Source organism: Aureimonas fodinaquatilis (assembly GCF_008369445.1).
GTDB classification, from domain to species: domain Bacteria; phylum Pseudomonadota; class Alphaproteobacteria; order Rhizobiales; family Rhizobiaceae; genus Aureimonas; species Aureimonas fodinaquatilis.
This window is the reverse complement of sequence record NZ_VTWH01000002.1, coordinates 156,783-183,506: the sequence shown is the minus strand read 5'-3', so window position 1 is coordinate 183,506 and position 26,724 is coordinate 156,783. Positions and strand designations below refer to the sequence as shown.

Here is a 26,724-nt window from a genome sequence, read left to right as displayed (position 1 = left end):
GATCAGTCCTTTTCCTTGACAGGCAGCGTCGCCAGTTCCTGGATCAGCGCCTCAAAATCCCTTGCCTCGCGAAAATCCCGGTAAACCGAGGCAAAACGCACATAGGCAACGTCATCCAGTCCGCGCAAGGCTTCCATAACCAGAAGCCCGACATCTTCCGAACGCACTTCACTTTCACCCGAGGACTCCAGTTGCCGGACAATACCGGAAATCATCCGCTCCATCCGCTCACTGTCAACCGGGCGCTTGCGCAAAGCGGTTTCAATGGATCGCGCCAGCTTATCGCGCTCAAACGGCACTTTGCGGCCAGAGCGCTTAAGCACGGTCAACTCACGCAGTTGAACCCGTTCGAAGGTTGTAAAACGCCCATTGCAATCCGGGCAGGTCCGCCGACGGCGAATAGCCCCGCCGTCCTCTGCGGGGCGTGAATCCTTGACCTGCGTTTCCTGTGATCCGCAATATGGACAGCGCATGGTTTATCCAAGGCTGGGGTAAATCGGGAAACGGTCTGTCAGTGCCAGCACCTTTTCCTTCACGCGGGTTTCAACAACGGCATTGCCTTCCGGCGAGTTGGACTGCTTCAGCCCATCCAGAACCTCGACAATCAGTTCGCCGACTTCGCGGAACTCTGCAGCGCCAAAGCCGCGGGTTGTCGCTGCTGGTGTACCAAGACGCACGCCGGATGTGATGGTTGGCTTTTCCGGGTCATTCGGCACGCCATTCTTGTTGCAGGTAATTCCCGCACGGCCAAGTGCAGCTTCCGACGCCTTGCCATTCAGCATTTTGGGACGCAGGTCCACCAGCATCAGATGCGTGTCTGTACCACCCGAAATGATGTTGAGACCCCCTGCGCGCAGTGTTTCAGCCAATACTTTGGCATTCTCCACTACTGCCTTGATATAGCTTTTGTATTCCGGCGTCAGAGCCTCTTTGAATGCCACCGCTTTACCGGCAATGACATGCATCAGGGGCCCACCCTGCAAGCCTGGGAAAATTGCCGAATTCACTTTCTTGGCAATGTCTTCATCATTGGTCAGCACCAGTCCGCCGCGCGGTCCGCGAAGGGTCTTGTGCGTGGTTGATGTAACGATGTGTGCATGCGGAAACGGGCTGGGATGCTCTCCCGTTGCAACCAGACCGGCAAAATGCGCCATGTCGACCCAGAGATACGCGCCGACAGCATCTGCAATTGCGCGGAAGCGCGCAAAATCAATGCGGCGGGAATAGGCAGAACCGCCCGCTACGATGATGCGGGGCTTGTGCTGCTCTGCCAGAGCTGCAACCGCGTCGTAGTCAATCAGGCCTGTTTCCACATCCAGCCCATACTGAACCGGGTTGAACCAGCGGCCGGACAGATTTGGCTTGGCACCATGTGTCAAATGCCCGCCGGCATCGAGGCTCATGCCCAGAATGGTTTCACCCGGGCTGGAAAGGGCCATCAGAACGGCCTGATTGGCCTGACTGCCGGAATTGGGCTGAACATTTGCAAAGCCGCAGCCAAAAATTTCCTTGGCACGTTCAATCGCCAGTGTTTCAGCTACGTCCACATATTCGCAGCCACCATAATAGCGACGCCCCGGATAACCTTCTGCATATTTGTTGGTCAAAACAGAGCCCTGCGCTTCAAGCACAGCGCGCGAGACAATGTTTTCAGAAGCAATCAGCTCAATCTCATGCTGCTGGCGATGCAGCTCGCTTCTCATGGCTGCAAACAATTCCGGATCGCTGGCGGCGATACCGTCTGCAAAAAAGGCCTCATGACGGTGCGAAGGTTGTTCTGCGATGGCCTGCGACATATCGATTGCTCCGACTAGATAGCGCCAGCGCGTTCCTCTGCTGGCGAGTTGGCTGCGGTCTATCATGGAAAGATCGCCCGCGCCAATATCGACTTGCTGTACCAACAAGAAATGCCGGAAGTCCAGGACTTCCGGCACCAGCACATCTAACGTTAAGGCCGTCACGCTTCTACGGCCAAGAATGTGAAGCACTGTAGAGTCAGACCATTTCTGCCGATCGCAGGATCACAGGAAGTGGTCTGGCCCCAGAAGTTTCACCATCCGCCTTTTTCAGTAGGTGATGCCGGTAACGACCTGCTCACCAGGCTGGTAGGCAACGGGGCGTGAGTCCGACATGGCCAATTGCTCTGATCCATCCATGCGATAAATATCGTCGCGGAACTGCACCACGGTTGGATCAGTTGCCCACGCCGTCAGATAGGTGAAGTGCAATGGCACCGGATTTGAAATGTTGATGTCCTGCCGTGTTCTGGCAGAAACAACCTTTTCAATTGCCGAACGATCCCAGCCCGGCGTATCGCGCGCAATCCACACAATCAGGTCACGCACATTCTGCACACGCACGCAGCCCGATGATTCAAACCGCATCAATTGCGAAAACACGCTCTGCTGCGGTGTGTCGTGCATGTAAACGGCATGCGGGTTCGGAAAGTTGATCTTGACCGAAGACATGGCGTTGTTTTTGCCCGGGTTCTGCCGGAACAGATAGCGTGCAGCTTCCTCGGTGTTCCAGTCGATTTCAGATGGAGGAATAACCCGACCATCCGAGGCGTAGATGAAAATGTCGTTGCGTTCCAGATAAGTCGGATCGGTCCGCATCAGCGGAATGATGTCCTTGCGAACGATCGATGTTGGCGCATGCCAATATGGGTTGAGATTCAGATTGGTAATGCGCGATTGCAGAATTGGCGTCTGGCGGTCAATCTTGCCGACAACGGCCGTATGACGCTGAACAACATTGCCGCGCTCCACCGCCTCAATCGAGGCCGCCGGAATGTTGACCATGACAAAACGCTGTGCGTCGTAGCTCTGCTTCTGCAACCGGTTGAGATTGGTCTGCAACTGACCAAGCCGCACTTCGGCCGGCACATTCATTGCCTGATAGCTGTGCGCCGCCACGACGCCGTCTGCTGGCAGGCCATGGCGCGCCTGAAAGCGCTTAACGGCGGCATCAACATAAGTATCGAATGCAGGAGATTGTCCGGCTGTGCGGCTCAGATCTCCGGAAATTGCCAGACGCTCACGCAGTGCCATGACATTGGGGTGCTGAACGCCAAGACGAAGTGTCTGGTCTTCCGGAACTCGTCTCCACCCGCCAGACATTGCGATCTGCTGATATGAAGAAATTGCCTGCTGCATTGCCGACGATGTGTTCGGCGAAAACACCGGCTGGTTCGAGGCAACTGTTGCCACATTGGCCGAGCGGGTGTCGAACTGATCGTTCCATCCGCCGCGGTTGGGCGCCGTCAGAACACCGTCAATCGCCGACTGCGCCAAAGCGCTGCCTGGCAAAGCTGCAATGCCGGCAGCGGCAGCCGCTCCGGCAACCACGGTGCGGCGGGACACTTTGGCCCGCGCTAACCTGGAAATGGCATCAACCATTCAAACCCCCTGCTTGTTGACCCGGACGTCTGGGCAAGCCGGACCCGAATTTTTCTGCAAGCCACGGCATTATGGCTAAAGAGTGGAAAACAAAATGTTAAATTACGCTATTGCGCCAACGTTGCATTTTTAGCGCGCCTGAAACGTCAGAGCCGATACATGATTGTATCGTTCCAGAACCGGTCAAGTCGCTGCAAAGACCGGTTCATTTTCTGAAATTCCTGCTCGTCCAGCCCGCCGACCTTGTCGATCGAGCCGATATGCCGATTATAGAGCTCGGTAACGATTTCAGCAACTTCCAGCCCGGCCTCGGTCAGCGACACGCGCACCGCCCGCTTGTCGCTGGAGGATTTCTGATGATCGATGAAGCCGAGTTCAACCAGCTTTTTCAGATTGTACGACACATTGGAGCCAAGGTAGAACCCGCGAGAACGCAACTCGCCAGCGGTGAGAATGCTGTCGCCTATGTTAAAAAGCAGCAGCGCCTGCACGGCGTTGATGTCAGTTCGGCCGTTGCGGTCAAACTCGTCCTTCACCACGTCCAGCAGGCGGCGATGAAGCCGCTCCACCAACTGCAACGTTTCCATATACAGCGATTTCAAATCGCCGCGATCTTCCATGGGATGATCCTGAGCGGTCTGGTGAAATCTTTGGCCTGTCATGCGGTGTACTCCGACACTCATACGTCACAACACCGCAACTGCGGCAGTACTGCGAAAGATGATGCGGGTGTCAGTCTGAATCCGCTGTTAAAATTTATTCTTAACGGCGCGTTACCAGAACACTTCCCGTTGAAGCACTGGCATTTCAAAGCGGGAACAGTGCGACAAAACAGCGTGTTAAGGCAGTTCAGGACATTGAGTGTTCGCCTGGACCGCTTCAAGCGTTTTTAACAATGCAATTAACAATTGGTTATTGATCAGGCCAGTTTGCGGCTGGTTACAACAGTCGCCAGCCACAAAAGCAGAACAACCAGCAAAGCCACTGCGTGAAGGCCGATCATTACACTGTTGCCGAAAAAGCCCGGAACTGCGCCGTAAATCGCGACATCAATTCCTACAACCGCGATCCAGAGAACGAGACCCCAGGCCGTAAAGAGCCACAGGCCCAGACCTGTTACCGGGTACAGCACAGCCAGACTGGCAGTGGCCAGCCGCCAGCCGAATGGCATCTGGTCAAAGCGCCAGAGCTCCTTGTCGAATATGCCGACAATGCATATCCAGTAGAAAATTCCTGCGACGAAAAATGTTGCCCCGACAACGCGATATAGAATTTTGATAATCTTTTTTATCAAAATTTTCCGGTCTAGAAGGTCCTGATTTTTCTGCATCTGCACACCAATTAAACCACAGTTCCGGCAGTGATTGGCCAGCGAATGCGCGCGAAACAAAAGATAGAAATGTTCCAGCTATTTCGTTTCGCGCCGAACCGTCCTAGTAAGTCTGCCAAAGTTCCCAACAGGCGATCTCACAGGGCGTGAGTCGTCAGGGATTCAATTTTTGGTTGTATAGTTTTATAAGCAGTATCGAAAGGAAAAGTCTGATGCACAGGCGCGATCCGTCGGAGTTAACACCCGCAATCGATGCTGCAACAGGCGGACGCCGCTACCGCAGATTGAGGCAGCATGACTGGTCACGCCGCCTGATCCGGGAAACACAAATCGCCTCTTCCGATCTGATATGGCCGGTCTTTGTCCGGGATGGAGATGGTGGGCCGGAACCGGTGGAGTCGATGCCGGGTGTTTTCCGCTATTCGGTCAAAGGCGCGGTAGAGGCTGCCTTGCGCGCCCGGGATCTGGAAATTCCGGTTATTGCGCTGTTTCCTTTCAATGACACAGCCTGCCGGGATGAGGATGGCAGCGAAGCGCTGAACCCGGACAATCTGGTGTGCCGTGCCACGCGCGCCATAAAGGCCGCGGTGCCGGAAATCGGCATATTGTGCGATGTGGCATTGGACCCATACACAAGCCACGGCCATGATGGTCTGTTGCGCAACGGGCGCGTTGTCAACGACGCCACAGTTGAAGTGCTTTGCCAGCAGGCATTGATCCAGGCTCAGGCGGGATGTGACATTATCGGGCCATCGGACATGATGGATGGTCGCATTGCCATGATCCGCTCGGCTTTGGACGAAGCGCATCTGGGCGACACGATGATCATGTCCTATGCCGCCAAGTATGCTTCGGTGTTCTATGCGACATTTCGCGATGCTGTGGGCTCGTCCGGCGTTTTGAAAGGCGACAAGCGCACTTACCAGATGGATTATTGCAATGGCGCCGAGGCCCTGCGCGAAGCCGCGCAGGACATTGCGGAAGGTGCGGATATGATCATGGTCAAGCCGGGCCTGCCCTATCTGGATGTGTTGACCCGTATGGTGCAGGAGTTCAACCTGCCCTGCTTCGCCTACCAGACCTCCGGCGAATATTCGATGATCATGGCAGCGGCGGAACGCGGATGGCTGGATCGTGACGCTGCAATGCTGGAAGTTCTGACGGCATACAAGCGAGCTGGTGCATCCGGCATCCTCAGCTATTTTGCACCTATGGTTGCGGAGCGCTTTTCAAAATAACCACCCGTTCTTGCATAAAGGCGTGGCCTATCCCATTTTCAGGCGAACAAATTCGCTTTTATCAGGAACAAGCAATGAGCCAGACTGTCGATTTGGAATCAAATGCAATTCTGAATGATGTGCGCGCTTTCAGCAGCGTCCGCACAAGACGCATTCTGGCATTCATGGTGGATTTTACCATCGTGCTTCTTCTGCTGATTCCAGCAGCAATCGTCGTTGGCATTCTGGGTGTCATAACCTTTGGCCTCGGCTGGCTGCTCTATGCTGCGCTTCTACCGCTGGTGGCAATTCTGTATGTCGGCTTCACCATGGGCAGCGGAAGCCAGGCAACCATTGGCATGCGTCTGTTTGGTATACGCCTGATGCGGCTGGACGGCGCGCCGGTGGATTCGGTGTTTGCCGTTCTGCATGCGGTGCTGTTCTGGGCGTCGATTGCCACTCTGACGCCGCTGGTGCTCCTGTTCTCGCTGTTCACCCGGCGCAAGGAACTGCTGCACGACTATCTTCTGGGCACCGTGGTCATTCGAAACATTCATGATCTAAAGGCTTAGTGGAAATTTTATCCATTTCGCATCCTAAGTCCTTTCGTCACCTTTCCCTCCGCTTCAGTTTGGGTCAAACTGGTACTGTAGCGGGGCAAAGGTGCACCGCGTCGTCGTGAGTTGTGAGAGATGACTGCACATCATCCGCAAACACCGCAGTTTTTTCTCACTGCGCCGGCGGTCTGCCCGTATTTGAACGGCCAGATCGAGCGCAAGGTTTTCACGCATCTTGTTGGCAACCGCGCCGCCGAGCTGTTGGATGTGCTGACCCAGGGTGGCTTTCGCCGCAGTCAGAACATTGCCTACCGCCCCGCTTGCGAAAGATGCCGTGCCTGCGTTTCTGTGCGCATTCTGGTGGATGAGTTTCAACCGTCCCACTCCATGCGCAGAGTTTTGCGCACCAACCGCGACCTGGTGGGCCGGATGGGCCCGGCGGTTGCGTCCAGCGAACAGTATTCCCTGTTCAGAAGCTACCTGGACAGCCGCCACGCCGATGGTGGAATGGCTGAAATGTCCATGTTGGATTATGCCATGATGGTGGAAGACAGCCAGGTGGAAACCCGCATTATTCAGTATCGTCAGCGCGGGCCGGATTCCAGCTTCACCACAGTGTCAGATGGCGATCTGGTGGCCGTGGCCCTGTCCGATGTCATGGCTGACGGGCTGTCTATGGTGTATTCCTACTACAACCCGTCAATGCCGCATCGCAGCCTTGGCAGCCTGATGATCCTTGACCATATTGAGCGCGCACGCGCGCTGGGCCTTCCATATCTCTATCTTGGCTACTGGGTCGAGGGTTCGGCCAAAATGGATTATAAGATCCGCTTTCTGCCACAGGAGCATCTGCGTCCATCCGGCTGGGCGCGATATGAAAAAACCGGCGACCAGACAGCCTAGGCCACCGTCGTTGAGGCCGGAGCGCGCTGGCTACCGACCCACAAATTTTCCGTTTTTAGGGAAGCCCTTGGGCACCAGTCGGCCAGCCTGCGCCCTGTCGCCGCTCCACTCAAACAGTTCCGCTTCAGAGCGGCTGTAGGTGCGGCCGGCAGAATCCACCCAGGTCAGGCCATCGGCAATGTTGAAGATGCGCAGGTCGGAAATCCCGCCATCCTTGTAGCGCTGCAACCGCACACCCTTGCCGCGTGTCATTTCCGGAATCTGGCTGAGCGGAAACACCAGCATTTTCCGATTTTCGCCCACGGCCGCCACCCTGTCGCCCTCAACGCGCAGGGCCAGTGCCAGCCGCGCATTGTCGGAAACATTCAGCACCTGCTTGCCGCGCCGCATACCGGACAGCAGCTCATTTTCGCTGACAATGAAACCATTGCCCTGGTTCGAAACAATCAGCCGCTTTTCAGCCGGGTTCACAACAAAGCCCGACACAATATCCTGATCATCCTCCAGCTCGATAGCCAGTCGCACCGGGTCACCATGCCCGCGCCCGCCAGGCAGTTTGTCCGCTCCCAGCGTAAACGCTCTGCCATTGGTAGAAAGGAAAATCAGCTTGTCAGTTGTGTGCGCCGGAAATGCCAGCTTTAGAGCATCGCCTTCCCGGAACTGCAGTGTAGAGGTGTCGGCCAGATGTCCGCGCATGCCGCGCAGGAAGCCTTTTTGCGACAACACAATGGTAATTGGCTCACGCTCAATCAGCGCTTCAGCAATCACATCCGACATGTGGTTAGGCGCGTCGGCGAACAAAGTGCGGCGCTTGCCCAGTTTGGTCTTTTTGGAGAAAGTTTCCCTGACCGCTCGCACTTCTGCGGCAATGGCACTCCATTGCAACTGGGCAGAGGCCAGAAGCGCCTCTTTTTCCTGCTTCTCTGCGCTCAGCGCGTCAAACTCGCGCTTCAGCTCCAGCTCTTCCAGCTTGCGCAAAGACCGCAAACGCAGGTTCAGGACTGCTTCCGCCTGAACATCCGTCAGCTCAAATGTGCGCATCAATTGCTGTTTGGGCTCATCTTCCTCACGGATGATCCGGATCACTTCATCCAGATTGAGGAAAATGATGAGATAGCCGGCAACAATTTCCAGCCGCCGTTCAATCTGCCCAAGGCGAAACGCCGCCCGGCGCACCAGAACCTCTCGCTGATGCTCCAGCCATTCCACCAGCACATCGCGCAGCGACATGACTTTGGGAATCTTGCCGCCCGACAGAACATTCATGTTCAACGGGATCCGGCTTTCCAGATCCGTCAGCCGGAACAGGGATTCCATCATCAATTCGGGATCAACCGACCGGCTGCGCGGCTCCAGCACAATGCGAACATCTTCGGCTGATTCATCGCGAATATCGGCCAGCAACGGCAGCTTGCGGGCGACCAGCAGATCGGCAATTTTCTCAATCAGCCGGGACTTCTGCACCATGTAGGGAATTTCAGTTACAATGACGACATAGCCGCCACGGCTCTGCTCTTCCTTTTCCCACCGCGCCCGCACGCGAAACGAGCCGCGACCCGTGGCATATGCCTCCCGAATTGCGGCCTGACCTTCGACCACCACGCCGCCAGTGGGAAAATCCGGTCCCTGGATATAGCGCAGCAGAACATCCACGCTGGCATCCGGTGTTTCAATCAGCTTCAGCGCGGCATCGCATATCTCAGCCGCATTGTGCGGCGGTATCGACGTTGCCATGCCAACTGCAATGCCGGTTGCGCCGTTGGCCAGAAGATTGGGGAATGCGCCGGGAAGCACCACCGGCTCTTGATCTTCTTCATTGTAGGTGGCTTTGAAATCCACCGCATCTTCATCCAGACCGCGCAGCAGAAGCGTTGCCACTTCGGTCATACGGGCTTCCGTGTAGCGCATGGCAGCGGCGCTATCACCATCCACATTGCCGAAATTGCCCTGCCCGTCGATCAACGGATAGCGAATAGCGAAATCCTGCGACAGTCGCACCAGCGCATCATAGATCGAGCTGTCACCATGCGGGTGAAACTTGCCCATCACATCGCCGACAATCCGGGCGCATTTCTTATAACCCTGACCGGGGTCCAGCCGCAGAATGCGCATCGCATGCACAATGCGCCGGTGCACAGGCTTCAGCCCGTCTCGCACATCCGGCAGGGCGCGGCCCATAATTGTGGACAAGGCATAGGCAAGGTATCGCTCTTCCAGCGCCGCCTTCAGGTCAACCGGTTCAATGTCACCGCCGCTTAACGGGCCGTCCGCTTTTTTACCCATATTTCATCGCGTAATGGACGCTGGCAAAAAGCACAAGCGCCGGTCGAGGTTATCCAACGACAAACATAAAATCGTCGCAGCTTTGCGGCATTCCTTGCGTTTTCGCATTGCCATATCGTCCGCCCGCCCCATAAACCGAAGATGGAATTTTGCGATTCACCAATCCCCGGTTGAATCAACGTACGCTTATGAAGAGGGTAATGAACCAATGTCTGCAATTCGCTCCCGCCGCCTGCTTTCCGGTCTGGCCGCCGCCCTTCTATGCTCCACCTCCGCATTTGCCGCCGATGGCGAAGCGCTGGGCCAGCGTCTCAAGGACCTTGCCGCCGCGCAGGATATGGTCGTCAATTACACGGCCGCGGAGACCAATGGCGACGACGTCGTATTGAAAGGCCTGACGGTTGGTCCGGCAGACAGCACCGTCAATCTGGGCGATGTGACGTTTGAAACGGTAACAGGCACACCGGAAGACGGCTTTAAAATTGAGCGAGTGGCGCTGGCCGATGTTGAATCGGTTGATGATACCAGCAGCTTCCACCTTGGCAGCTTTGTTGGCGAAAACATCGTGCTGCAAGGCACAGTCGCCAATGCAGACGCGCTTCCAACCAGCTTTTACATGGAAAAGCTGGCAATCAGCGACGTTGCCATACGCGACAAGGGCGAGGACATTTCAACCATCGCTGAAATCACTGCCGACAACACCATTACCGCTGAAGGCAATATGAGCGGAAGTTTTGTGCTGACCGGCCTGGTGATCAATACCGAAGATAATGAAAACACACAGGCACAGGCGGCATCACAGCCTCTGGCTGAAATGGGCTATTCGCCAATTCGCGCGAATATGAACGGCAGTGCCGAGTGGCACCCCGGCACGGGCATGCTGACGCTGGACCCGATGACCATTGAACTTGAAGATGGTGGCAAGCTGGACTTCACCTACACCATCAACGGCTATACACCGGCATTCATCCAGCAATTGCAGCAGTTGCAGCAGCAAATGGCGGCCGCTCCGGAAAACAATGAGGGTGCCGGCATGGCGATGCTGGGCCTGATGTCGCAAATTCAGCTGATCAATGCCAACCTGGCATTCACTGATGACTCGCTGACGCCAAAATTGCTGGACTATTTTGCCGGCAAATCTGGTCAAAGCCGGACAGAATTTGTCAACACGCTCAGCTCGCAGCTGCCAATGCTTCTGGCACAGCTGCAAAATCCGGAATTCCAGACCAAGGTCTCAGACGCTGTGACACAGTATCTGAACGATCCGAAAAACATCACCATCTCCATTGCGCCTCCGGCACCTGTGCCAGCCACGCAAATCATTGGTGCTGCGGTTGGTGCGCCCCAAACGTTGCCGCAGGTGCTGAATCTTGATGTGATTTCAAACCAGTAGGTCTCATTTCGTTGAAACGGTTACGTTTCAGCGAAAACAATTCGACCTTGAAAAATCCGGGGCGTTTGAGCCGATCATTGCGATCCGGCTCAAACGCCCCGGATTTATAACTTGCCGATCAAGTCTCAGGCCTTGGGCTGAGGAGCAACCCGAACGCCCAATTCCCGCAGCTGGGTCGGTGTCGCTTCCGCAGGTGCATTCATCAGCAGATCATAGGCCTGCTGGTTCATCGGGAACATGGTGATCTCGCGCAGGTTTTTCACGCCGCAAAGCAGCATGACGATGCGGTCCACACCGGCTGCCATTCCGCCATGCGGCGGTGCGCCATACTGAAACGCGCGATACAGCCCGCCGAAGCGCTCTTCCACGTCATTGCGGGAATAGCCTGCAATTTCAAACGCTTTCACCATGGCTTCCGGCAAGTGGTTGCGAATGCCTCCGGACGCGATTTCAAAGCCATTGCAGACGATGTCATACTGGTAGGCTTTGATTGACAGCGGGTCCTGCCCTTCCAGTGCATCCATTCCGCCCTGTGGCATGGAAAACGGGTTGTGCGAAAAGTCGACCTTCTTTTCTTCTTCCTGCCATTCATAAAACGGGAAGTCGATAATCCATGCCAGCTCGAACCGATCACGGTCGATGAGGTTCAACTCTTCGCCAACGCGGGTGCGCGCGGCACCGGCAAAATCGACAAACTTCTTCGGGTTGCCCGCCACAAAGAAGCAGGCATCCCCGGCCGCAAGTCCCAGTTGGGTGCGAATGGCCTCTGTCCGCTCATCGCCAATATTCTTGGCCAGCGGGCCGGCACCAGACAATGCACCCTCTTCCTCACGCCAGAAAATATAGCCAAGGCCGGGCTGACCTTCGCCCTGCGCCCAGGAATTCATTCTGTCGCAGAATGCGCGCGAGCCACCGGTTTTTGCCGGAACCGCCCAGATTTCCACTGCCGGGTCAGAGGCAATCATGTTGGCGAAAACCTTGAAGCCCGAGCCGGCAAAATGCTCGGTCACAGCTTCCATTTCAATCGGGTTGCGCAAGTCTGGCTTGTCCGAGCCATATTTGCGCATAGCATCATCATAGGGAATCCGGCGAAACGTTTGGCTCACCGGCTTGCCGTCGGCAAAATCCTCGAAGATTCCGCGAATCACCGGCTCCATCGTCTGGAAAATGTCTTCCTGCGTCACGAAGCTCATTTCCAGATCGAGCTGGTAAAACTCGCCCGGCAGGCGGTCTGCCCGTGGATCTTCATCACGGAAGCACGGCGCGATCTGGAAATAGCGGTCAAAGCCGCTCATCATGATCAGCTGCTTGTACTGCTGCGGGGCCTGCGGCAGCGCATAGAACGAGCCTTGATGAATGCGGGATGGCACAAGAAAATCGCGAGCGCCCTCTGGCGAAGAGGCAGTCAGAATGGGCGTGGAAAACTCTGTAAAGCCCTCATCCGCCATGCGGCGGCGCATGGAAGAGATGATCTGCGTACGGCGCATGATGTTGCGATGCAAAGTCTCCCGCCGCAAATCCAGAAAGCGGAATTTCAGGCGCGTGTCTTCCGGATAGTCTGGCTCGCCGAACACCGGCAGCGGCAGTTCCCTGGACCGGCTCAGAACTTCAATCTCGCTGGCAAACAGCTCAATTTCGCCGGTTGGCAGTTTTGCATTCACCGTATCAGCCGAACGCGCCTTGACCTCGCCGTCAACACGAATAACCCATTCGCTGCGCACCTGTTCAGCAGTGCTGAATGCCGGCGAATCAGGATCAACGACAATCTGGGTCAGGCCAAAGTGGTCACGCAGGTCGATGAACAGCAGGCCGCCATGGTCACGGACACGGTGGACCCAACCGGAAATGCGTACTGTGCTGCCCACATCAGGGGTACGGAGGGCCGCGCAGGTGTGGCTGCGATAGCGATGCATGGTCTTCTTCTTCCCGGCTCCGGCAAGGGAGCCAAACTGGTCAACGGATTAAGCCCTAGATTTGCCGCGGAAAAGCGCATGGCATTCTCCTGATGTCAAGATTTGGCTAAGCAGCATGAACACGCTTCAAACCACGGCTGCAATGCACTATGAAAGCGCCCATGGAGCCAATCACCTCGACAAGCGCGCTTGCGCAAGCCTGCGACACTTTGGGCAAAGCTGAATTTGTAACCGTGGATACAGAGTTTATCCGCGAAACAACGTTCTGGCCGGAGCTGTGCCTGATCCAGATGGCCAGTGATGAGCTGGCGGTTCTGGTTGACCCGCTGGCACCTGGCATGGACCTGACGCCATTTTTTGAGCTGATGGCCAATCCTGCGGTTATCAAAGTGTTTCACGCAGCGCGGCAGGATATCGAAATTATCTACAAGCAAGGCGGCATAATACCAGCACCCTTGTTTGACACGCAGATAGCGGCAATGGCCTGCGGTTTTGGTGAGGCAATTGCCTATGACCAACTGGTGGCGCGCACAACCAACGGCCATATCGACAAAAGCTCGCGCTTCACCGACTGGCGTGCCCGCCCGCTTTCACAAAGTCAGCTTGATTATGCGCTGGCCGATGTAACCTATCTGCGGGACGCCTATCGTGCGTTGAAGAAAACGCTTGCTTACAAGGACCGTGAAGACTGGCTGGCCGGTGAAATGGCCACGCTGTCTTCGCCCGAAACCTATGACATGCCACCCGAACTTGCGCATACGCGGATTAAAGGGCGAATCAAGAAGCCGATAGAACTGGCGGTTTTAAAGGAAATTGCCGCCTGGAGAGAGCGTGAGGCCCGCAACAAGAACCAGCCACGAGGCCGTGTGTTGAAAGATGATGCCCTGATGGAGATTGCGCAGCAACAGCCACGCACGGAAGAGGCGATGGCACGTTTGCGCAGCATTCCACGCGGTTATGAAAAATCACAGTCCGGGCGCGATCTGCTGGCGGCCACGGCCCGCGCGCTGGCCCTTCCCAAGGCCGATCTTCCCGTTTTGCCGCGCCCGCAGGTGCTGCCGGAGGGCACCGGTGCCGCGGTTGATTTTCTGAAAGTGCTTTTGAAAATCGTGACCGAGGAAGAAGGTGTTGCCGCCAAACTGATTGCCACCAGCGACGACCTGGAGAAGCTGGCAACCAAAGGTGAAGAGTCCGGCGTGGCTGCTTTGTCCGGATGGCGCCGCCGCCTGTTCGGTGAAAGAGCGTTGGAACTGCTGGCCGGAAAATCCGCACTGGTTTACCGAAACCGCAAGGTGGAAATCGTCCCGGTTCCGCCATCAGGCTGAACGCTGCAAATTGTCATTTCTGATTGCACTTGACACGCAACGGGAAACACCGTTGCATGAAGTGGTTGACTGGTCCAACCAGTTTATCAGGAAGCGCGATGACAAGCCTTGGTGAAACCCCACTTCTGGCAGAGTATCCGGCCTTTCAGGAAGCGATTGTCAAACGCCCTATCCGTGATGTCATCGCGGATAAAATTGCCATGTTGATTGCCAGTGGCATTTTGCAAGTGGGTGACGCGCTGCCAAGCGAGCGTGATCTTGCCGTATCCCTGAGTGTCAGCCGTGATGCTGTACGCAGTGCAGTCCAGGCGCTGGCAGCCAGAGGCATTCTGGAAATCTCGCACGGGGCGCGCACGCGGGTTCTTGCGGCAGATGTCGGGCCGGTCATGGTGGGTCTGGCGCAGGCGCGCGCGGTTGACGCCTACGACATCGACTCTGTGCATGCAGCCCGCATGCTTGTGGAGCGGCAACTGGTGCTGGATGCAGCGCTGAGGCACAAAACGCCTGTTGTCAAAAATCTGCATCAACTCTTGAACGCCCAGCGCGCCACGTTGAACGACCCGGTGCGGTTTCTCATCTGCGACCGGGAATTTCATGTGGCAATCTATCAAGCCTCGGGGAACCGGCTTCTGGCCGATTTCGCCACGGATTTGTACACTTACATGATGGAACACCGCCGCCGTGCTGTCGCACAGCAAGGCGCTGTCGAGCAAAGCTACCATGAGCACTGCGCCATCGTGACTGCACTGGAAGCGGGAGACGGCGAAGCCGCGGCAGCCGCATTCTCAGTGCACACGGGACGCATTTACGCAACCACGCAAATGCTGCTGGAGAAAGGGGTTCGCAAAAGCTGATGCCTTTTTCCGGTCAAGCAGCGTTTGTCCAAATGTTAATTTCTGGGAGGAAACATGGAACGCAGATCACTTCTTAAATTCGCCGCCGGTGCCGCCCTTATGGCTGGCACAGGCTTGTCGGTCGGCCGGGCCTTTGCCCAGAACAAAGACATTGTCTATCTGACGCCAGGGCTGGACCTGCCTTTCTGGCGCTATCTTTCCAAGGGTGTAGAAGCGGCTGTTACGGCCAAAGGCTTTGGCTTTCAGGCGCTGGATTCGCACAACAGTGCCCAGACACAGCTTCAGAATGCACAGGATTCCATCGCCAGAGGCGTGGCGGGCATTGTCATCTCACCTACGGATTCCTCCACCGCACCCAGCGTTCTGCAGCTGGCACAGCGCGCCAATATTCCGGTGGTCATTGCCGATATCGGCACCAATAGCGGCGACTATTCGTCCTTCATCATCTCCGACAATTACGAAGGTGCCCATGATGTTGGTACGGCTTTGGCCGCGGCGCTGAAGGAAAAGGGCTGGGAAGGTGGATCTGTGGGCATTGTTGCCATTTCGCAGGCCCGCAAAAACGGCCAGGCCCGCACCCAGGGCTTTCTGGATGGGCTGAAGGAAGGCGGCTTTACCGGCAAGCAAGCGGCGTTGCAGCAGATGCAAAGCTACACCACAGACGAAACTTTCAAGTTCACGCAGGATATACTCACGGCCAATCCGGACCTTCGTGGCTTGTTTGTTCAGACCGACCAGCCGGCGCTTGGCGCATTGCGCGCCATCAAAGCCGCGCGCAAGGATGGTGAAGTGCTGGTTGCCGCCTTCGACGGTATTCCCGACTTTGTGCCGCTGCTGGAATCCGGCGAACTGGTCGTTTCCGGCATGCAGCAGCCATACCTCATGGGTGTGCGCTCGGGTGAGGCTATGCTGGATGTATTGGATGGCAAGACGCCGGAAAAGGAAATCACGGTTCCAATTCTCGCCATTACCAGCACCAACATTGCGCAGGAACTGCCAACGGTTAAGGAAACTGTTTTCGCCAACGAAGTCTGATTGAACAATGGCCGCGCAGCTATGCGCGGCCATTTTTTTCGCGGAGTGCAAGCGTGGCGCAGCCTGAAACAGCCTATAGACCTGACAGTGTAGGACACCTGCTTGTCGCACAGGGCATAACCAAGACATTTGATCGCACCAAGGCTCTTGCCGGGGCAAATTTTGACCTGGCCGAGGGCGAGGTGCACGGCCTGCTTGGAGCCAATGGAGCGGGCAAATCCACGCTGTCCAAGGTGATTTCCGGCCACTACACGCCAGATTCCGGCGAAATGTTCTACCGTGGCCAGCCACTTCGCCTGCGCAACACGCGGGAAGCCCTGCAGGCGGGCATTGCCATTGTGATGCAGGAAACCAGTCTTGTGCCCGACCTGACTGTTCTGGAAAACATATTCCTGCCGGAGCTGGGTCGGCCGGGCCGCCTTGATTATGCTGATATGCACAAACGCGGCGAAGCCATTCTGGCTGAGCTTGGGCAGGCGGAAACCCTGCCGTTCGACCGGGAGGTGCGCAGGCTTTCATCTGCGCAGAAGCAGCTGGTTGAAATTGCCAAGGCACTGGGCGTGCAGGCCAAGCTGATGATTTTTGATGAGCCGACAGCCTCACTCAGCCCAGGCGAAGTCGAACGGTTGTTTGATGTCATGGCGCGCCTCCGGGAATCCGGGCGTGGGCTGGTGTTTGTTTCGCACCGTCTGGAAGAGGTGTTTGCAATTACCGACAAGGTCAGCGTCATGCGTGAAGGGCGCACTGTCATGCAGTCGCGCCGCACGTCAGAATTGAGCCAGGCTGATCTGGTTCGGGCAATGGTTGGCAGCGAGTTGGGGGCGATTTATCACCGGCCGCCATCCGCCCCTGCCAGCGCGGAACGTCCTGTGGCGCTGGAAGTGAAACATCTTCGCTCGACGCCCACGGTTCGCGATGTTTCATTCTCTGTGCGCAAGGGCGAAATATTGGGCTTGGGCGGCCTTGTTGGCGCCGGTCGTTCTGAAACCATCGAGGCTGTTTACGGTTTGCGGCCAAGACATGGCGGCGAAGTCTGGCTGAATGGCAAGCCATTGCCTGCCGAAAAGCCGGACAATGCCATTCGTGCGGGAATGGGCTTCGTGGCCGAAGACCGCCGCACCCAGAACATCGTGCCGGACTTTTCGGTCAAGGAAAATCTTCTCCTTGCCCATCTTGGCGGCCAGCGCGGCTTTTTCTGCAATTACCGCTCGCGGGAGAAGCAGATAGCCGAGTTGCTGGACCAGCTGGGCCTGCCGGCAGAGCGTCTGCTGGATGCCAGCATGTTGAATTTTTCCGGCGGCATGCAGCAGAAGATCATTATTGCGCGTTGGCTGCTGCTCAAGCCCGACGTGCTCATTCTGGACGAGCCGACAAAAGGCGTCGATATCGGCACCCGAGCCACAATTTATGCGCTGCTGCGCGACATTGCGGCCAAAGGCGTGGCGCTGATTATCGTTTCATCCGATTTCGAGGAATTGCTCGGCCTCAGCGACCGTATTGTAGTTATCAGCGATGGGCGTTCCATCGCCGATTTGCCAAGTGACGCGTTGGATGAGGAAAAACTGACACTGTTGGCCGCACCCAGAACCTCGATGGAGCGCAACACCCATGTGCTGAACAAGCTGGCGCAGCAGCATGGCGGTGCAGGCTTCTGGGTTTTGCTGGAGGCAGAAAACCTCATCTGCCTTAACACGGTTGTTGAACAACCCGGTGCCGACCCCGGATTCAAAAGTGGCGAGGCGCGCAAATTCAGCCAAACGCACATACCACTGGCGCTTGAACTGCGGCAGAGTGAATTTGTTGAAGAAGGCGATGGCGAGCGCAGCACGCTGCTTGTGCCCATTCAAAGCGCGCGCGGCCATGATTTTGGCTGGGTTGGGCTGACCCTTCCGCGCAACGCGCCAAAACCGGCACCGGAACAAATCAGAAAAAGCATTATTGCCATGGCGGAAACCCTATGAACAAAAACGCTGCAACTGCCGAAGGTCCGGGATTGGCGCGCCATGAAAAACCGGGCGTGCTGAAGAAACTGGTGCAAAGGCTGGAAGTGCGCATGACGCTTCTGGCGCTGGCCATTGCGGTGTGCCTGTCATTCATGTCGCCCTACTTCCTGACGCAATCCAACATCTTCAACATTCTGGACCAGTCTGTCGTCATTGGCATTGTGGCCGTAGGCATGACCTTTGTTATTCTGACCGGCGGCATCGACCTGTCTGTTGGCTCCGTTGCCGGGTTGACCGGCATTGTGCTTGGCCTTGCCCTGCGCGAAATGCCAATTGTGCCAGCCATCGCCCTGGCGGTGGCATGCGGCGGGTTTATCGGCCTCATCTCCGGCCTGTTGATCAACGTGTTCGGCCTTGCAGCCTTTGTCGTGACGCTCGGTGTCATGGCTATTGGCCGCAGCCTTGCCTACATCCTGTCCGGGCAGACCGCCATTTCCACCATCCCGGATGCCATGCAGGCACTGGTTTACACCACTGTGCTGGGAATACCGACCAACGTTCTGTTTCTGCTGTGTCTCTATGTGGTTGCGTGGCTTTACCTCACCTACACGAAGGGCGGGCGCACCATCTACGCCGTCGGCTCCAATCAGGAGGCAGCGCGCGCTGCCGGCCTGAATGTGCTGTTCTACTCGGTCCTGCCCTATGTCATCGCCGGCGCGCTTTCGGCGGTTGCCATCACATTCTCCATCAGCCAAATCCTGTCGGCAGACCCGTTAATGGGCAATTCCATGGAACTGGACGCCATTGCCGCCGTGGTCATCGGCGGTGCCAGCCTGTATGGCGGGCGGGGTTCAATTGTGGGCACCCTGTTTGGCGTCATCATCATGGTCATGATCCGCAACGGCCTGAACCTGATGGGCGTTTCGCCGTTCTGGCAGGGCACCGCCATCGGCACGATTATCATTGTTGCACTGCTTGCAGAGCGTCTGATCAGCACAAGGGTCAATCGATGACAGCACAACCCACTCTTTCCGTAAGCCTTTTCGGCACTGACGAGCCGGTGGAGCCGCTGCGCATTCTGCGAGCCGGTGAACTGACCGCTGAACTGGATGCGGGGAATCTGCGCCACATCCGCTATGGCGGTGTGGAAATCATTCGCGCTATCTCGTTCATTGTGCGGGACAGAAACTGGGGAACTTATAACCCGGCAATCAGCGACCTTGTTGTGGAAGAGGACGCCGATGGTTTCACCGTAACCTACACAGCCATGGCCAGGGATGATCGTCAAAGCTTTGGCTACACGGCCCGCATTATTGGCTCTGTCAGCGGCGAACTGGAGTTTCACGCAGAAGGCGCAGCGCAAACCAATTTTGAAACAAATCGTACCGGCTTTGTTGTGCTGCACCCAATTATCGGCGTGTCCGGCAAGCCGGTTCGCATTGAACATGCGGATGGCTCCACGGAAGATTCAGAATTTCCGGATCTGATAGACCCTGTACAGCCGATGATGAACCTGCGCGCCCTGACTCATGAAGCTGCGCACGGGCTTTCTGTCACCTGCCGCATGGAGGGCGACATCTATGAAATGGAAGACCAGCGCAACTGGACGGACGCTTCCTACAAAACCTATGTCCGACCACTGGCGCTGCCATGGCCCTACACCCTGCCCGCTGGCGAAAAGTTGCAGCAATCTGTCAGCCTGACGGTGTCCGGTTCGGCTGGTTCCAGCAATGAAGCATTGTCCAGCATATTAACACTGGAGGAGACCACCAGCCTTGTGCCGCCTCTGGGCATAGGCCTGACACCGGAAGAGGCAGACAGTGCAGAGGCGGCATCCGACCAATTGCGCGCAGCCAATCCAGCCCATGTCGTCTGCTTCTATAATCCGCAGCTTGGCCACGGGTTCGATGAGCTGAAAAAACTTGTTGGCGCAGCAAAATCGATCAGCAATTTGCTGTGGCTGGAAGCGGTTGTTGTTTCAGTCGACCAGTTCGAGGCAGAGTTGGCAGACCTTGGCCGAATGGTGGCAAAGCTTGGCAATCCGTTTGAAACTGTGCTGGTATCTCCCGCGCCGGACCTGAAATGCACTTTGCCCGGCAGTGAATGGCCGGATGCTCCACCGCCGCGCGCATTGTTTCACGCTGCCCGTCAGGCTTTTCCGGGCGCGCGGCTGGGCGGCGGCATGTTCAGCTACTTCACAGAGATGAACCGGAAGCACCCTCCGGTGGATCTGCTGGATCTGGTCAGTTTCACCACCACAGCCACGCTGCATGCAGGCGATGATCATTCCATCATGGAGGGTCTGGAGTCCCTGCCCGCTATTGCTGCCAGCGCCGCCGCAATTGCGGCTGGCAAACCTTTCGCCGTTGGGCCAAGCGCCATTTCCATGCGCATGAACCCTTATGGCGATGCGCCAATGGCCAACCCGAACAATATTCGGCAGGCAGCCAACTTTAATGACCCCCGCCAACGGGGGCTTCTGGGTGCAGCATGGGCCATTGGCTTTTTCTCACGTTTGGCAAAGGCCCATGCCAGCACCATAACGCTTGGCGGAGCAACCGGCGCATTCGGTTTGCTCCATGCACCACAAGATTGGCCACAGCCCTATTTTGATGAAAATGGCGGCTTGTTTCCAGTTTACCATGTGGTGGCTGGTCTTGCGCAGATGGGTGGCTCGGCCATGCTGAATGTCCACGGACCGGACAATGTGGAAGCCATTGCTGCCCACTCAGGTGACAAGACCGTGCTGTGGCTGGCCAACCGCTTTGGCGAAGAGACGACCGTAAAGCTGCCTGCGACACCGAAAGATCTGTTTTTATTGGATGCGGACAGTTTCGCCCAAGCGGCACAGGAAGAAGATTCCCTTGATAGCATGACAAAAGCCTTTAGCGCCAAAACCTTGACCTTGCCTCCTTATGCAGTTGCACGCCTGCGCTGGTAGTAATTCATTCCAATGCAAAACAACGCATAGGTGAAATACACTTAATTACACACTATTTTATCTTAATATTGTTGTAGCTGTACGGCAGGATCGATATACGGACCGGAATCGTCGGCATTTCTTGTGATAAAGTCAGTAAACTTCGTCACCGAATGAGCCGGCGCGTCCTCCCCGGTATGTCGGAAAGTTAAATGACAGATTCTACAATTGAAGGCCAAGGCAACGATTCTGAGTTGCTTGGCCGGATTGCCGCGTCCATCGAAGAATACAAGCTGATCCGTCAGGAATTGGAAACGCTTGATGGGCTTCTGGGTAAACTCTTCGGACAAAAAAACGAGATACCGGCCGATAATGTTCATCAGAACCCGGCATTTCTAAATGCCATTCTGCGAAAAGCCTCTGACACCCAGACGTTTGTTGAGAGCGTCGTTGCAGCACCCGTTTCACATAACGTGGTCACACCGAAGTCTCCTGCAATAGAAGTTCTGTACTCTGACAGAAACATCCAAAAAACCTTTGATGGCGTATACAACGCCATGTGGAACAACTCACGAATGTTCAACTCGCCATTGGCGTATGCCACCGCGAGGGAGCAGCAGGTTTTTCAGGAAATTTTACTCTCACGCCCTGCCGAGGGTTTAAATGTTTCCGGAAGGTATTCCAGTATTCTTAATGGCGAAATTGTCTCAAACTCCACAAATGCAGAAAAAAAAGCTCACGCGACGAATGATTTAAACAGGCAAATTATCACATCACTACTGTCATTTTCTAATATACTGGAGACGAAACCCTTTTTTGTTGCTGAAAATGGCGGAGATCTTATCAAGTCATATCAGTCGATTTTGCAGTTTGTTCTGGAAAGTTACGTAATTGGCAATAGCTTGCTCACTTATTCAGATACGGATGGGCTGAGCTTCGGCCTGTCCGGAGCTTCTCTGACAACTGCGGGATTTGGAATTGCAGGAATCAACGGGCTTCAACTGGCCTACCAGTTGCTGAACACAAAAAGTGACGGCCAAAATTCATTGGAAGCCTGGCGTGATGGGCTTCGGATTAGCAGCACCGCGACGCAAATTTTACGCGGTGTGTATCTTTCTGAAAAAGGCATGGATGTCCTCGGAACCGTCTCTGGCAGCCAGATGGCTGCGCTGAATGGTCTGGCCGGACTTGCAAACATCAGCGCGGAAATCCTGGATATCATTGATGCTGGCGTCAATGACGGTGCGTCTGCGGACTATGTTGTTGCAGCAAGTTCCGGCCTGGCAATGCAGATCATGGCTGGCCTTCTCGTTGCATTTGCACCGGCATCGGGTGGATTGATCACAGCAACGATGTTGTCGGGCATCAACCCGAAAACACTGTACTATGCAGCCCAGTTTGGAGAAATGGCCGCTGCCCAGACCTGGAAGTATCGTGATACGAAATGGCAGGGCGATCTGGCCCTGGCCAGCTACTTCAGCAACATGCAGCGCGAATTCATTCTGCGTTCAATGCCGATCGCGTCCCTGTTCAGCGAATTTCCACATCTGGGAGATGATAACGGCAGCAGTATGCGCCGCCTGATACTTGAGGAATACCTTCCCAAAACCGGCAGCTCCAAAGAAAAGGCAATAAACCTGTTCTGGAGCGATGGCTTCGACTCGCGCGAGAAAGAAGTTCAGCATGAATATGTGATGCTGCTGCGTCAAATGTCGAGCAAGGTGGAATCCAAACGGGTCATTGCCGTGACCGGACAAGAACTGAGAACCGATATGGCTATGGTCTCGGCATTGCTGGGCGGCGCTTTTGCCAATGGCGTGAACAGCAACCGCAACTATTTTTACGACAGCCAGAAGCTCACACCCAACGAAAATGGTATGATCGGTCGAGGCTTGGACGGAATTGCCATCAATCTGGAGTCCAGCGCCACGGAACAGTATTTCCTGTTCCTGACACCTGTCATGGTCACCACCGATAAGGAACGGTATGAGACGAGCGTAGGTAAAACAACAATTTATGGCACAAAACTGCCGGAGACTCCGCACAGAATGGTCATCACCGATGGCGCAAGTGCGACAACGGCTGATGTTCGCAACTTTGCATCTTCGGCCGCCTATGCACCTGTTTCGAAAGACCAGGGTCTGGTGTCCGGGGTGGACGGGGGCCTCCGAATGGAAATGGGCCCTGGCAACGATATTGTCATAGCCGGGGCACGCGCAATGTTTGCCAGCGGTGGCGATAATTTTGACGGTGTCGATTATCGCTTTGCTATGAGCTCATTCACCGCACAATCCCCCGGGCTGCGGGTCAATGGCATTCTCGACCCAAACAGATTTGCGCAGGAATATCAGGTCAACAAGAGCGGTTATGGCACTTTCCATCAGGTTAAACTGATGGAAACAGAAATTCAGGAAGGTAAATCCAGACGCGTCGTCATCACCCGCACGATTGAGACTGTCCGTGATGTTTATTCAAACTCGCAACAGGACCTCCTTCATCTTGTTGAATGGATTTACGGCACATCGCACTGGGACAGCATGTCCGGTTCGAATTTCGATGAAACTCTGTTTGGCGATGGCGGTGATGACATTCTGGCCGGGAACAACGGGAATGATCAACTTCTCGGCGGCACGGGAGATGACCGTATTGACGGTGGCCAAGGCTATGATCTGATCTTTGGTGATGCTGGCAATGACGTGCTGGTTGACACGGGAGACGATTCCAGGCCCGCACCCGTTGATCCTAAAAAGCCTCATGCACCTGTGCACACTGGCGACACGCTGATAGGCGGCGACGGCAATGACACAATACGCGCCGGAGCTGGAGACGACGTCGTGTTTGGCGATGAAGCGTCAGGCAAAGATGCCAGCGGTCGTATCTTACAGGCTGGAGCCGGCGTGGTTTACAACGACGTTCTGAGCGGTGAAGACGGCAATGACACGATTGATGGCGGCTTTGGCAGCGACACAATCGATGGAGGCGCCGGCAATGATCAGATATTTGGCGGCGCGGGCAGCGACGTGCTCCGTGGCGGATTGGGCAACGACACAATCTGGGGCGGCGATGGCCACGATACCATCTCCGGCGGTGACGGCGAGGATGCGCTCTATGGCATGGACGGCGATGACACGATTCAGGCGGGGTCTGGCGCCAGCGTGTTGATTGGCGGCGCAGGCCGGGACAAACTGCGCGGCGGCTTGGGGCATGATGTGTTGAGCGGCGGCGAAGGCAGCGATACCTTGCTGGGCGGTAGCGGCAACGACATTCTGTTTGATGATGGCCGCGACAAGAACGCGCCCAACGAACTGTATGGAGAGGATGGCGACGACATTCTTGTTGCGACGGATGCCACTCTGTACGATCTGTTTGATGGCGGTGCCGGTCGCGACACGCTGTCCATGCGGTTTTCAACCAAAGGCGTCGACATCAACCTAGAGCGCAGAACTGCTGATTTGCTTGGTGGGAAAACACCCTCCAAAGACACTGTGCGCAGCATCGAATGGGTGGAGGGTTCGGAGCAAGACGACATTCTGACCGGCAACACAGGCGACAACAGGCTGATTGGCCGAGGTGGCAATGACACGCTGACGGGCGGTTCGGGCAAGGATATGCTGTTTGGAGGTCAAGGCCGCGACGATTTGCTGGGCGGCGCTGGCTCCGACATTATTGATGGCGGCGAAGGAGACGACTACATTTTCGCGCGCGGGGGTGACACCATGTTCTTCGATGGTGCATTCGGGCACGATGTCGTGCAGGCGGAAGATGGTGGCAACCTGACAGACAGTCTGTTCATCTTCACCGGTATCGATTATCGAAATCTCTATTTTGTCAGGCAGGACAACAACCTGCTGATACGGCGTGAGCAGACGATGCATCTCGTGGACAAATCCGAATATATGGGAACGTCCGGGGTTTTGATTGTCGATTATTTTGCTGGCACCAATGCGGACAAGGTTGCTTTTGCCGATCAGGCCGGTAAGGCCCTTGTCGGAACTTCCGTTGAATTGCTGACAACGGCCATGGCGTCGGCGGTCGATGCATCCATGGACCCTTACGGCTACAGCGAATATATGAAGCCGATCTGGGATCAGGCCTGGATTTCCATGCCTGCCGCAGCCTGACAGTGTGCAGAAGCGTTCCGGCATAATCGCCGGAACGCTTTTCAACTGACCTCAAGTCGCAACGTGCGTTCCACCACCTTGGAAAACTGTGCAAACCTGGCTCTTGGCCGATCTCCCGCCAGATCGCCCAGGTCCTGCGGCACCATCAACGTGAAGCCGCCGCGTGGATCCTGAATCCACTTCAGGCGTGGCAGTACACCCGGCATGGCGGCGGTGAGAGGAAACACGACGCGGAACAGCGAGCCAAGAATGCGCGCGCGCTCCAGAAGCCTTGCCGACATCATCCGCGCCGGATCGGGCAGAAATGTCTGGTCGAAAGAGCCTTCATATCGAAAGTAATTGCACAGGCCGAGAAATGTTCGTCCATCGTGATCCAGCGCCGGAATGGCGGTGTGCACGGTGAATGAAAGACCCTGGCTGCCACGATAGTCCGGATGGGCGCGCCAGCTCACATCCGCCATCAGGCTGGCAGCGTGGCGCAGTCTCTCTTCCTCAGCCGTTTCATCAATGCCAAGAATGTTAAAGGTCTCGTCGGCAAAGCGGAGCAATTCTTCATTGTGAAGAGGCGAGCGCGACCGCAGAAAAGACAGCTCCCGCGCTGTCTCCATCAACGCATCCTTTGCCACTTCCTCTTCCGGCAGCAACGAGTGCAGATAGCCTTCCCGCACGCCATAGGCGGATATGATGATGTCGGCTGGCTGCAAAAGATCAATAATCGTCTGCATTGTCACCGCACCATATGCCAGCAGAGGGCGGCGGCTGCGGGAAACCACATTGATGCCAGTCAGCTTTTCCGGATCCGTTCGCACCACTAGCGCCAGGAAATCGGCAATTTCTTCCGGCGTTATGCGGTAACCATGCATGATATGCAGGGGGTAGCCCACCTGTTCCATGTGCAGGCGGGCTAAATTGCGCCAGGTTCCGCCAACGGCGTAAAATGTGCGTCCGGGCGATATTTCGGCGAACTTGCTCGACGCTATATGCTCATCCGCAATCTCACGCGCCTTGCCAAGGTCTTCAGAAGCCATATCCCGCAGGCGCAGACCGCCCAGCGGCAATGTCACACCGGTGCCAATGCTGCCATTGGCCACTTCCACCAGCTCAAGGCTGCCGCCGCCAAGGTCGCCCACTATTCCGTCCGGCGCATAAAAGCCCGCCAGAACGCCTTCTGCCGCAAAGCGCGCTTCATCCGCACCAGACAGTATGATGATGGGCCGGCCAATGGCCTTTTCTGCTGCCTGAATGAACTCCGGCCCGTTCGAGGCCTCCCGCGCAGCCGCGGTGGCAATGGGATAAACGGTTTCGCACCCGGCCTGCCTGGTCAACGCGGCAAACCGCGTCAACGCCGCCAATGCGCTTTCCACTGCCTTGTCTTCAAGCTTGCCGGTTCGGGCCAACCCCTTGCCCAAACCGCTCAATACTTTTTCGTTGAAAAGCTGCGTGGGTGCGCGGCTGTTCCCCTCGTACATGACAAGGCGAATGGAGTTTGAACCAATGTCGACCACAGCCACGGGCGAACGCCCGGGAATGCG

At 56.1% G+C, this 26,724-nt stretch carries 20 protein-coding genes; 11 read left to right on the top strand and 9 right to left on the bottom strand.

Features of this window, described 5'->3' with window-relative positions; translation table 11 throughout:
* Positions 1-2: 2 nt before the first annotated feature.
* The 5 genes from nrdR to FPY71_RS06870 all read right to left on the bottom strand — a co-directional run bounded on the left by nrdR (position 3) and on the right by FPY71_RS06870 (position 4,692).
* A complete protein-coding gene (gene nrdR, locus FPY71_RS06890; RefSeq protein ID WP_149299046.1) occupies positions 3-473 on the bottom strand; it encodes a transcriptional regulator NrdR in 471 nt (156 codons plus the stop codon).
* A 3-nt stretch (positions 474-476) separates the two neighbouring features.
* The gene (glyA, locus tag FPY71_RS06885; RefSeq protein ID WP_149300519.1) at positions 477-1,796 is read right to left on the bottom strand and encodes a serine hydroxymethyltransferase; all 1,320 of its coding nucleotides are present in this window, start codon (positions 1,794-1,796) and stop codon (positions 477-479) included.
* A 270-nt stretch (positions 1,797-2,066) separates the two neighbouring features.
* Complete coding sequence (locus FPY71_RS06880; protein WP_149299044.1) at positions 2,067-3,398, bottom strand: L,D-transpeptidase family protein; 1,332 nt, start codon at positions 3,396-3,398, stop codon at positions 2,067-2,069.
* A 146-nt stretch (positions 3,399-3,544) separates the two neighbouring features.
* The gene (gene ldtR, locus FPY71_RS06875) at positions 3,545-4,060 is read right to left on the bottom strand and encodes a transcriptional regulator LdtR (protein ID WP_149299042.1); all 516 of its coding nucleotides are present in this window, start codon (positions 4,058-4,060) and stop codon (positions 3,545-3,547) included.
* 257 nt (positions 4,061-4,317) lie between these two features.
* On the bottom strand, positions 4,318-4,692 hold the full coding sequence (locus FPY71_RS06870) for a DUF6163 family protein (protein ID WP_149299040.1): 375 nt from the start codon (positions 4,690-4,692) through the stop codon (positions 4,318-4,320).
* A 248-nt stretch (positions 4,693-4,940) separates the two neighbouring features.
* Here FPY71_RS06870 and hemB point away from each other — a divergent pair, with 248 nt between their 5' ends.
* The 3 genes from hemB to FPY71_RS06855 all read left to right on the top strand — a co-directional run bounded on the left by hemB (position 4,941) and on the right by FPY71_RS06855 (position 7,405).
* The gene (hemB, locus tag FPY71_RS06865; RefSeq protein WP_149299038.1) at positions 4,941-5,966 is read left to right on the top strand and encodes a porphobilinogen synthase; all 1,026 of its coding nucleotides are present in this window, start codon (positions 4,941-4,943) and stop codon (positions 5,964-5,966) included.
* A gap of 74 nt (positions 5,967-6,040) precedes the next feature.
* Positions 6,041-6,517, top strand: a complete 477-nt coding sequence (locus FPY71_RS06860) for an RDD family protein (protein WP_149299036.1) — start codon at positions 6,041-6,043, stop codon at positions 6,515-6,517.
* 120 nt (positions 6,518-6,637) lie between these two features.
* Positions 6,638-7,405, top strand: a complete 768-nt coding sequence (locus FPY71_RS06855; RefSeq protein WP_149299035.1) for an arginyltransferase — start codon at positions 6,638-6,640, stop codon at positions 7,403-7,405.
* 30 nt (positions 7,406-7,435) lie between these two features.
* Here the strand turns inward: FPY71_RS06855 and parC are convergent, their stop codons facing one another.
* Positions 7,436-9,688 (bottom strand): DNA topoisomerase IV subunit A, encoded by a 2,253-nt coding sequence (gene parC / locus FPY71_RS06850; RefSeq protein WP_149299033.1) that lies wholly within the window; start codon positions 9,686-9,688, stop codon positions 7,436-7,438.
* Between the two features lie 208 nt (positions 9,689-9,896).
* On the opposite strand from parC, the gene FPY71_RS06845 reads away from it, so the two are divergent.
* Entirely contained in the window at positions 9,897-11,081 is a 1,185-nt protein-coding gene (locus FPY71_RS06845) for a hypothetical protein (protein WP_149299031.1), read from the top strand.
* A 125-nt stretch (positions 11,082-11,206) separates the two neighbouring features.
* On the opposite strand, the gene aspS is transcribed toward FPY71_RS06845, so the two are convergent.
* Positions 11,207-12,994, bottom strand: a complete 1,788-nt coding sequence (gene aspS / locus FPY71_RS06840; protein ID WP_149299029.1) for an aspartate--tRNA ligase — start codon at positions 12,992-12,994, stop codon at positions 11,207-11,209.
* A gap of 161 nt (positions 12,995-13,155) precedes the next feature.
* Between aspS and rnd the strand changes: the two genes are divergently transcribed.
* From rnd to FPY71_RS06810, 6 genes are all read left to right on the top strand, one after another.
* A complete protein-coding gene (gene rnd, locus FPY71_RS06835) occupies positions 13,156-14,319 on the top strand; it encodes a ribonuclease D (RefSeq protein WP_149300518.1) in 1,164 nt (387 codons plus the stop codon).
* A gap of 98 nt (positions 14,320-14,417) precedes the next feature.
* On the top strand, positions 14,418-15,173 hold the full coding sequence (locus tag FPY71_RS06830) for a FadR/GntR family transcriptional regulator (protein ID WP_149299027.1): 756 nt from the start codon (positions 14,418-14,420) through the stop codon (positions 15,171-15,173).
* Positions 15,174-15,227: 54 nt separating this feature from the next.
* Positions 15,228-16,208, top strand: coding sequence for a substrate-binding domain-containing protein (locus FPY71_RS06825; protein ID WP_149299026.1), 981 nt, complete (start codon positions 15,228-15,230; stop codon positions 16,206-16,208).
* Between the two features lie 53 nt (positions 16,209-16,261).
* Positions 16,262-18,169, top strand: coding sequence for a sugar ABC transporter ATP-binding protein (locus FPY71_RS06820; RefSeq protein ID WP_149299024.1), 1,908 nt, complete (start codon positions 16,262-16,264; stop codon positions 18,167-18,169).
* On the top strand, positions 18,166-19,164 hold the full coding sequence (locus tag FPY71_RS06815; protein WP_149299022.1) for an ABC transporter permease: 999 nt from the start codon (positions 18,166-18,168) through the stop codon (positions 19,162-19,164). The genes FPY71_RS06820 and FPY71_RS06815 overlap by 4 nt, the downstream gene beginning before the upstream one ends.
* On the top strand, positions 19,161-21,092 hold the full coding sequence (locus FPY71_RS06810) for a D-apionate lactonase family protein (RefSeq protein WP_149299020.1): 1,932 nt from the start codon (positions 19,161-19,163) through the stop codon (positions 21,090-21,092). Before FPY71_RS06815 ends, FPY71_RS06810 begins: the two co-directional genes overlap by 4 nt.
* A gap of 62 nt (positions 21,093-21,154) precedes the next feature.
* On the opposite strand, the gene FPY71_RS18445 is transcribed toward FPY71_RS06810, so the two are convergent.
* Positions 21,155-21,451, bottom strand: coding sequence for a hypothetical protein (locus FPY71_RS18445; RefSeq protein ID WP_188052247.1), 297 nt, complete (start codon positions 21,449-21,451; stop codon positions 21,155-21,157).
* A 747-nt stretch (positions 21,452-22,198) separates the two neighbouring features.
* Between FPY71_RS18445 and FPY71_RS06805 the strand changes: the two genes are divergently transcribed.
* Positions 22,199-25,192, top strand: coding sequence for a hypothetical protein (locus FPY71_RS06805; protein WP_188052246.1), 2,994 nt, complete (start codon positions 22,199-22,201; stop codon positions 25,190-25,192).
* A gap of 41 nt (positions 25,193-25,233) precedes the next feature.
* Here the strand turns inward: FPY71_RS06805 and FPY71_RS06800 are convergent, their stop codons facing one another.
* Positions 25,234-26,703 carry a Ppx/GppA phosphatase family protein gene (locus FPY71_RS06800; RefSeq protein WP_246160183.1) on the bottom strand — a complete coding sequence of 490 codons (1,470 nt, stop codon included), beginning with the start codon at positions 26,701-26,703 and terminating at the stop codon, positions 25,234-25,236.
* Positions 26,704-26,724: the final 21 nt, after the last annotated feature.

Coding starts and splice junctions, on each gene's coding strand:
- FPY71_RS06830 (WP_149299027.1), top strand. CDS start 14,418: ATGACAAGCCTTGGTGAAACCCCACTTCTGGCAGAGTATCCGGCCTTT.
- FPY71_RS06880 (WP_149299044.1), bottom strand. CDS start 3,398: ATGGTTGATGCCATTTCCAGGTTAGCGCGGGCCAAAGTGTCCCGCCGC.
- FPY71_RS06805 (WP_188052246.1), top strand. CDS start 22,199: ATGGATGTCCTCGGAACCGTCTCTGGCAGCCAGATGGCTGCGCTGAAT.
- aspS (WP_149299029.1), bottom strand. CDS start 12,994: ATGCATCGCTATCGCAGCCACACCTGCGCGGCCCTCCGTACCCCTGAT.
- FPY71_RS06845 (WP_149299031.1), top strand. CDS start 9,897: ATGTCTGCAATTCGCTCCCGCCGCCTGCTTTCCGGTCTGGCCGCCGCC.
- nrdR (WP_149299046.1), bottom strand. CDS start 473: ATGCGCTGTCCATATTGCGGATCACAGGAAACGCAGGTCAAGGATTCA.
- FPY71_RS06855 (WP_149299035.1), top strand. CDS start 6,638: ATGACTGCACATCATCCGCAAACACCGCAGTTTTTTCTCACTGCGCCG.
- FPY71_RS18445 (WP_188052247.1), bottom strand. CDS start 21,451: ATGAACATTATCGGCCGGTATCTCGTTTTTTTGTCCGAAGAGTTTACC.
- hemB (WP_149299038.1), top strand. CDS start 4,941: ATGCACAGGCGCGATCCGTCGGAGTTAACACCCGCAATCGATGCTGCA.
- FPY71_RS06810 (WP_149299020.1), top strand. CDS start 19,161: ATGACAGCACAACCCACTCTTTCCGTAAGCCTTTTCGGCACTGACGAG.
- FPY71_RS06825 (WP_149299026.1), top strand. CDS start 15,228: ATGGAACGCAGATCACTTCTTAAATTCGCCGCCGGTGCCGCCCTTATG.
- ldtR (WP_149299042.1), bottom strand. CDS start 4,060: ATGACAGGCCAAAGATTTCACCAGACCGCTCAGGATCATCCCATGGAA.
- FPY71_RS06860 (WP_149299036.1), top strand. CDS start 6,041: ATGAGCCAGACTGTCGATTTGGAATCAAATGCAATTCTGAATGATGTG.
- rnd (WP_149300518.1), top strand. CDS start 13,156: ATGGAGCCAATCACCTCGACAAGCGCGCTTGCGCAAGCCTGCGACACT.
- parC (WP_149299033.1), bottom strand. CDS start 9,688: ATGGGTAAAAAAGCGGACGGCCCGTTAAGCGGCGGTGACATTGAACCG.
- glyA (WP_149300519.1), bottom strand. CDS start 1,796: ATGTCGCAGGCCATCGCAGAACAACCTTCGCACCGTCATGAGGCCTTT.
- FPY71_RS06815 (WP_149299022.1), top strand. CDS start 18,166: ATGAACAAAAACGCTGCAACTGCCGAAGGTCCGGGATTGGCGCGCCAT.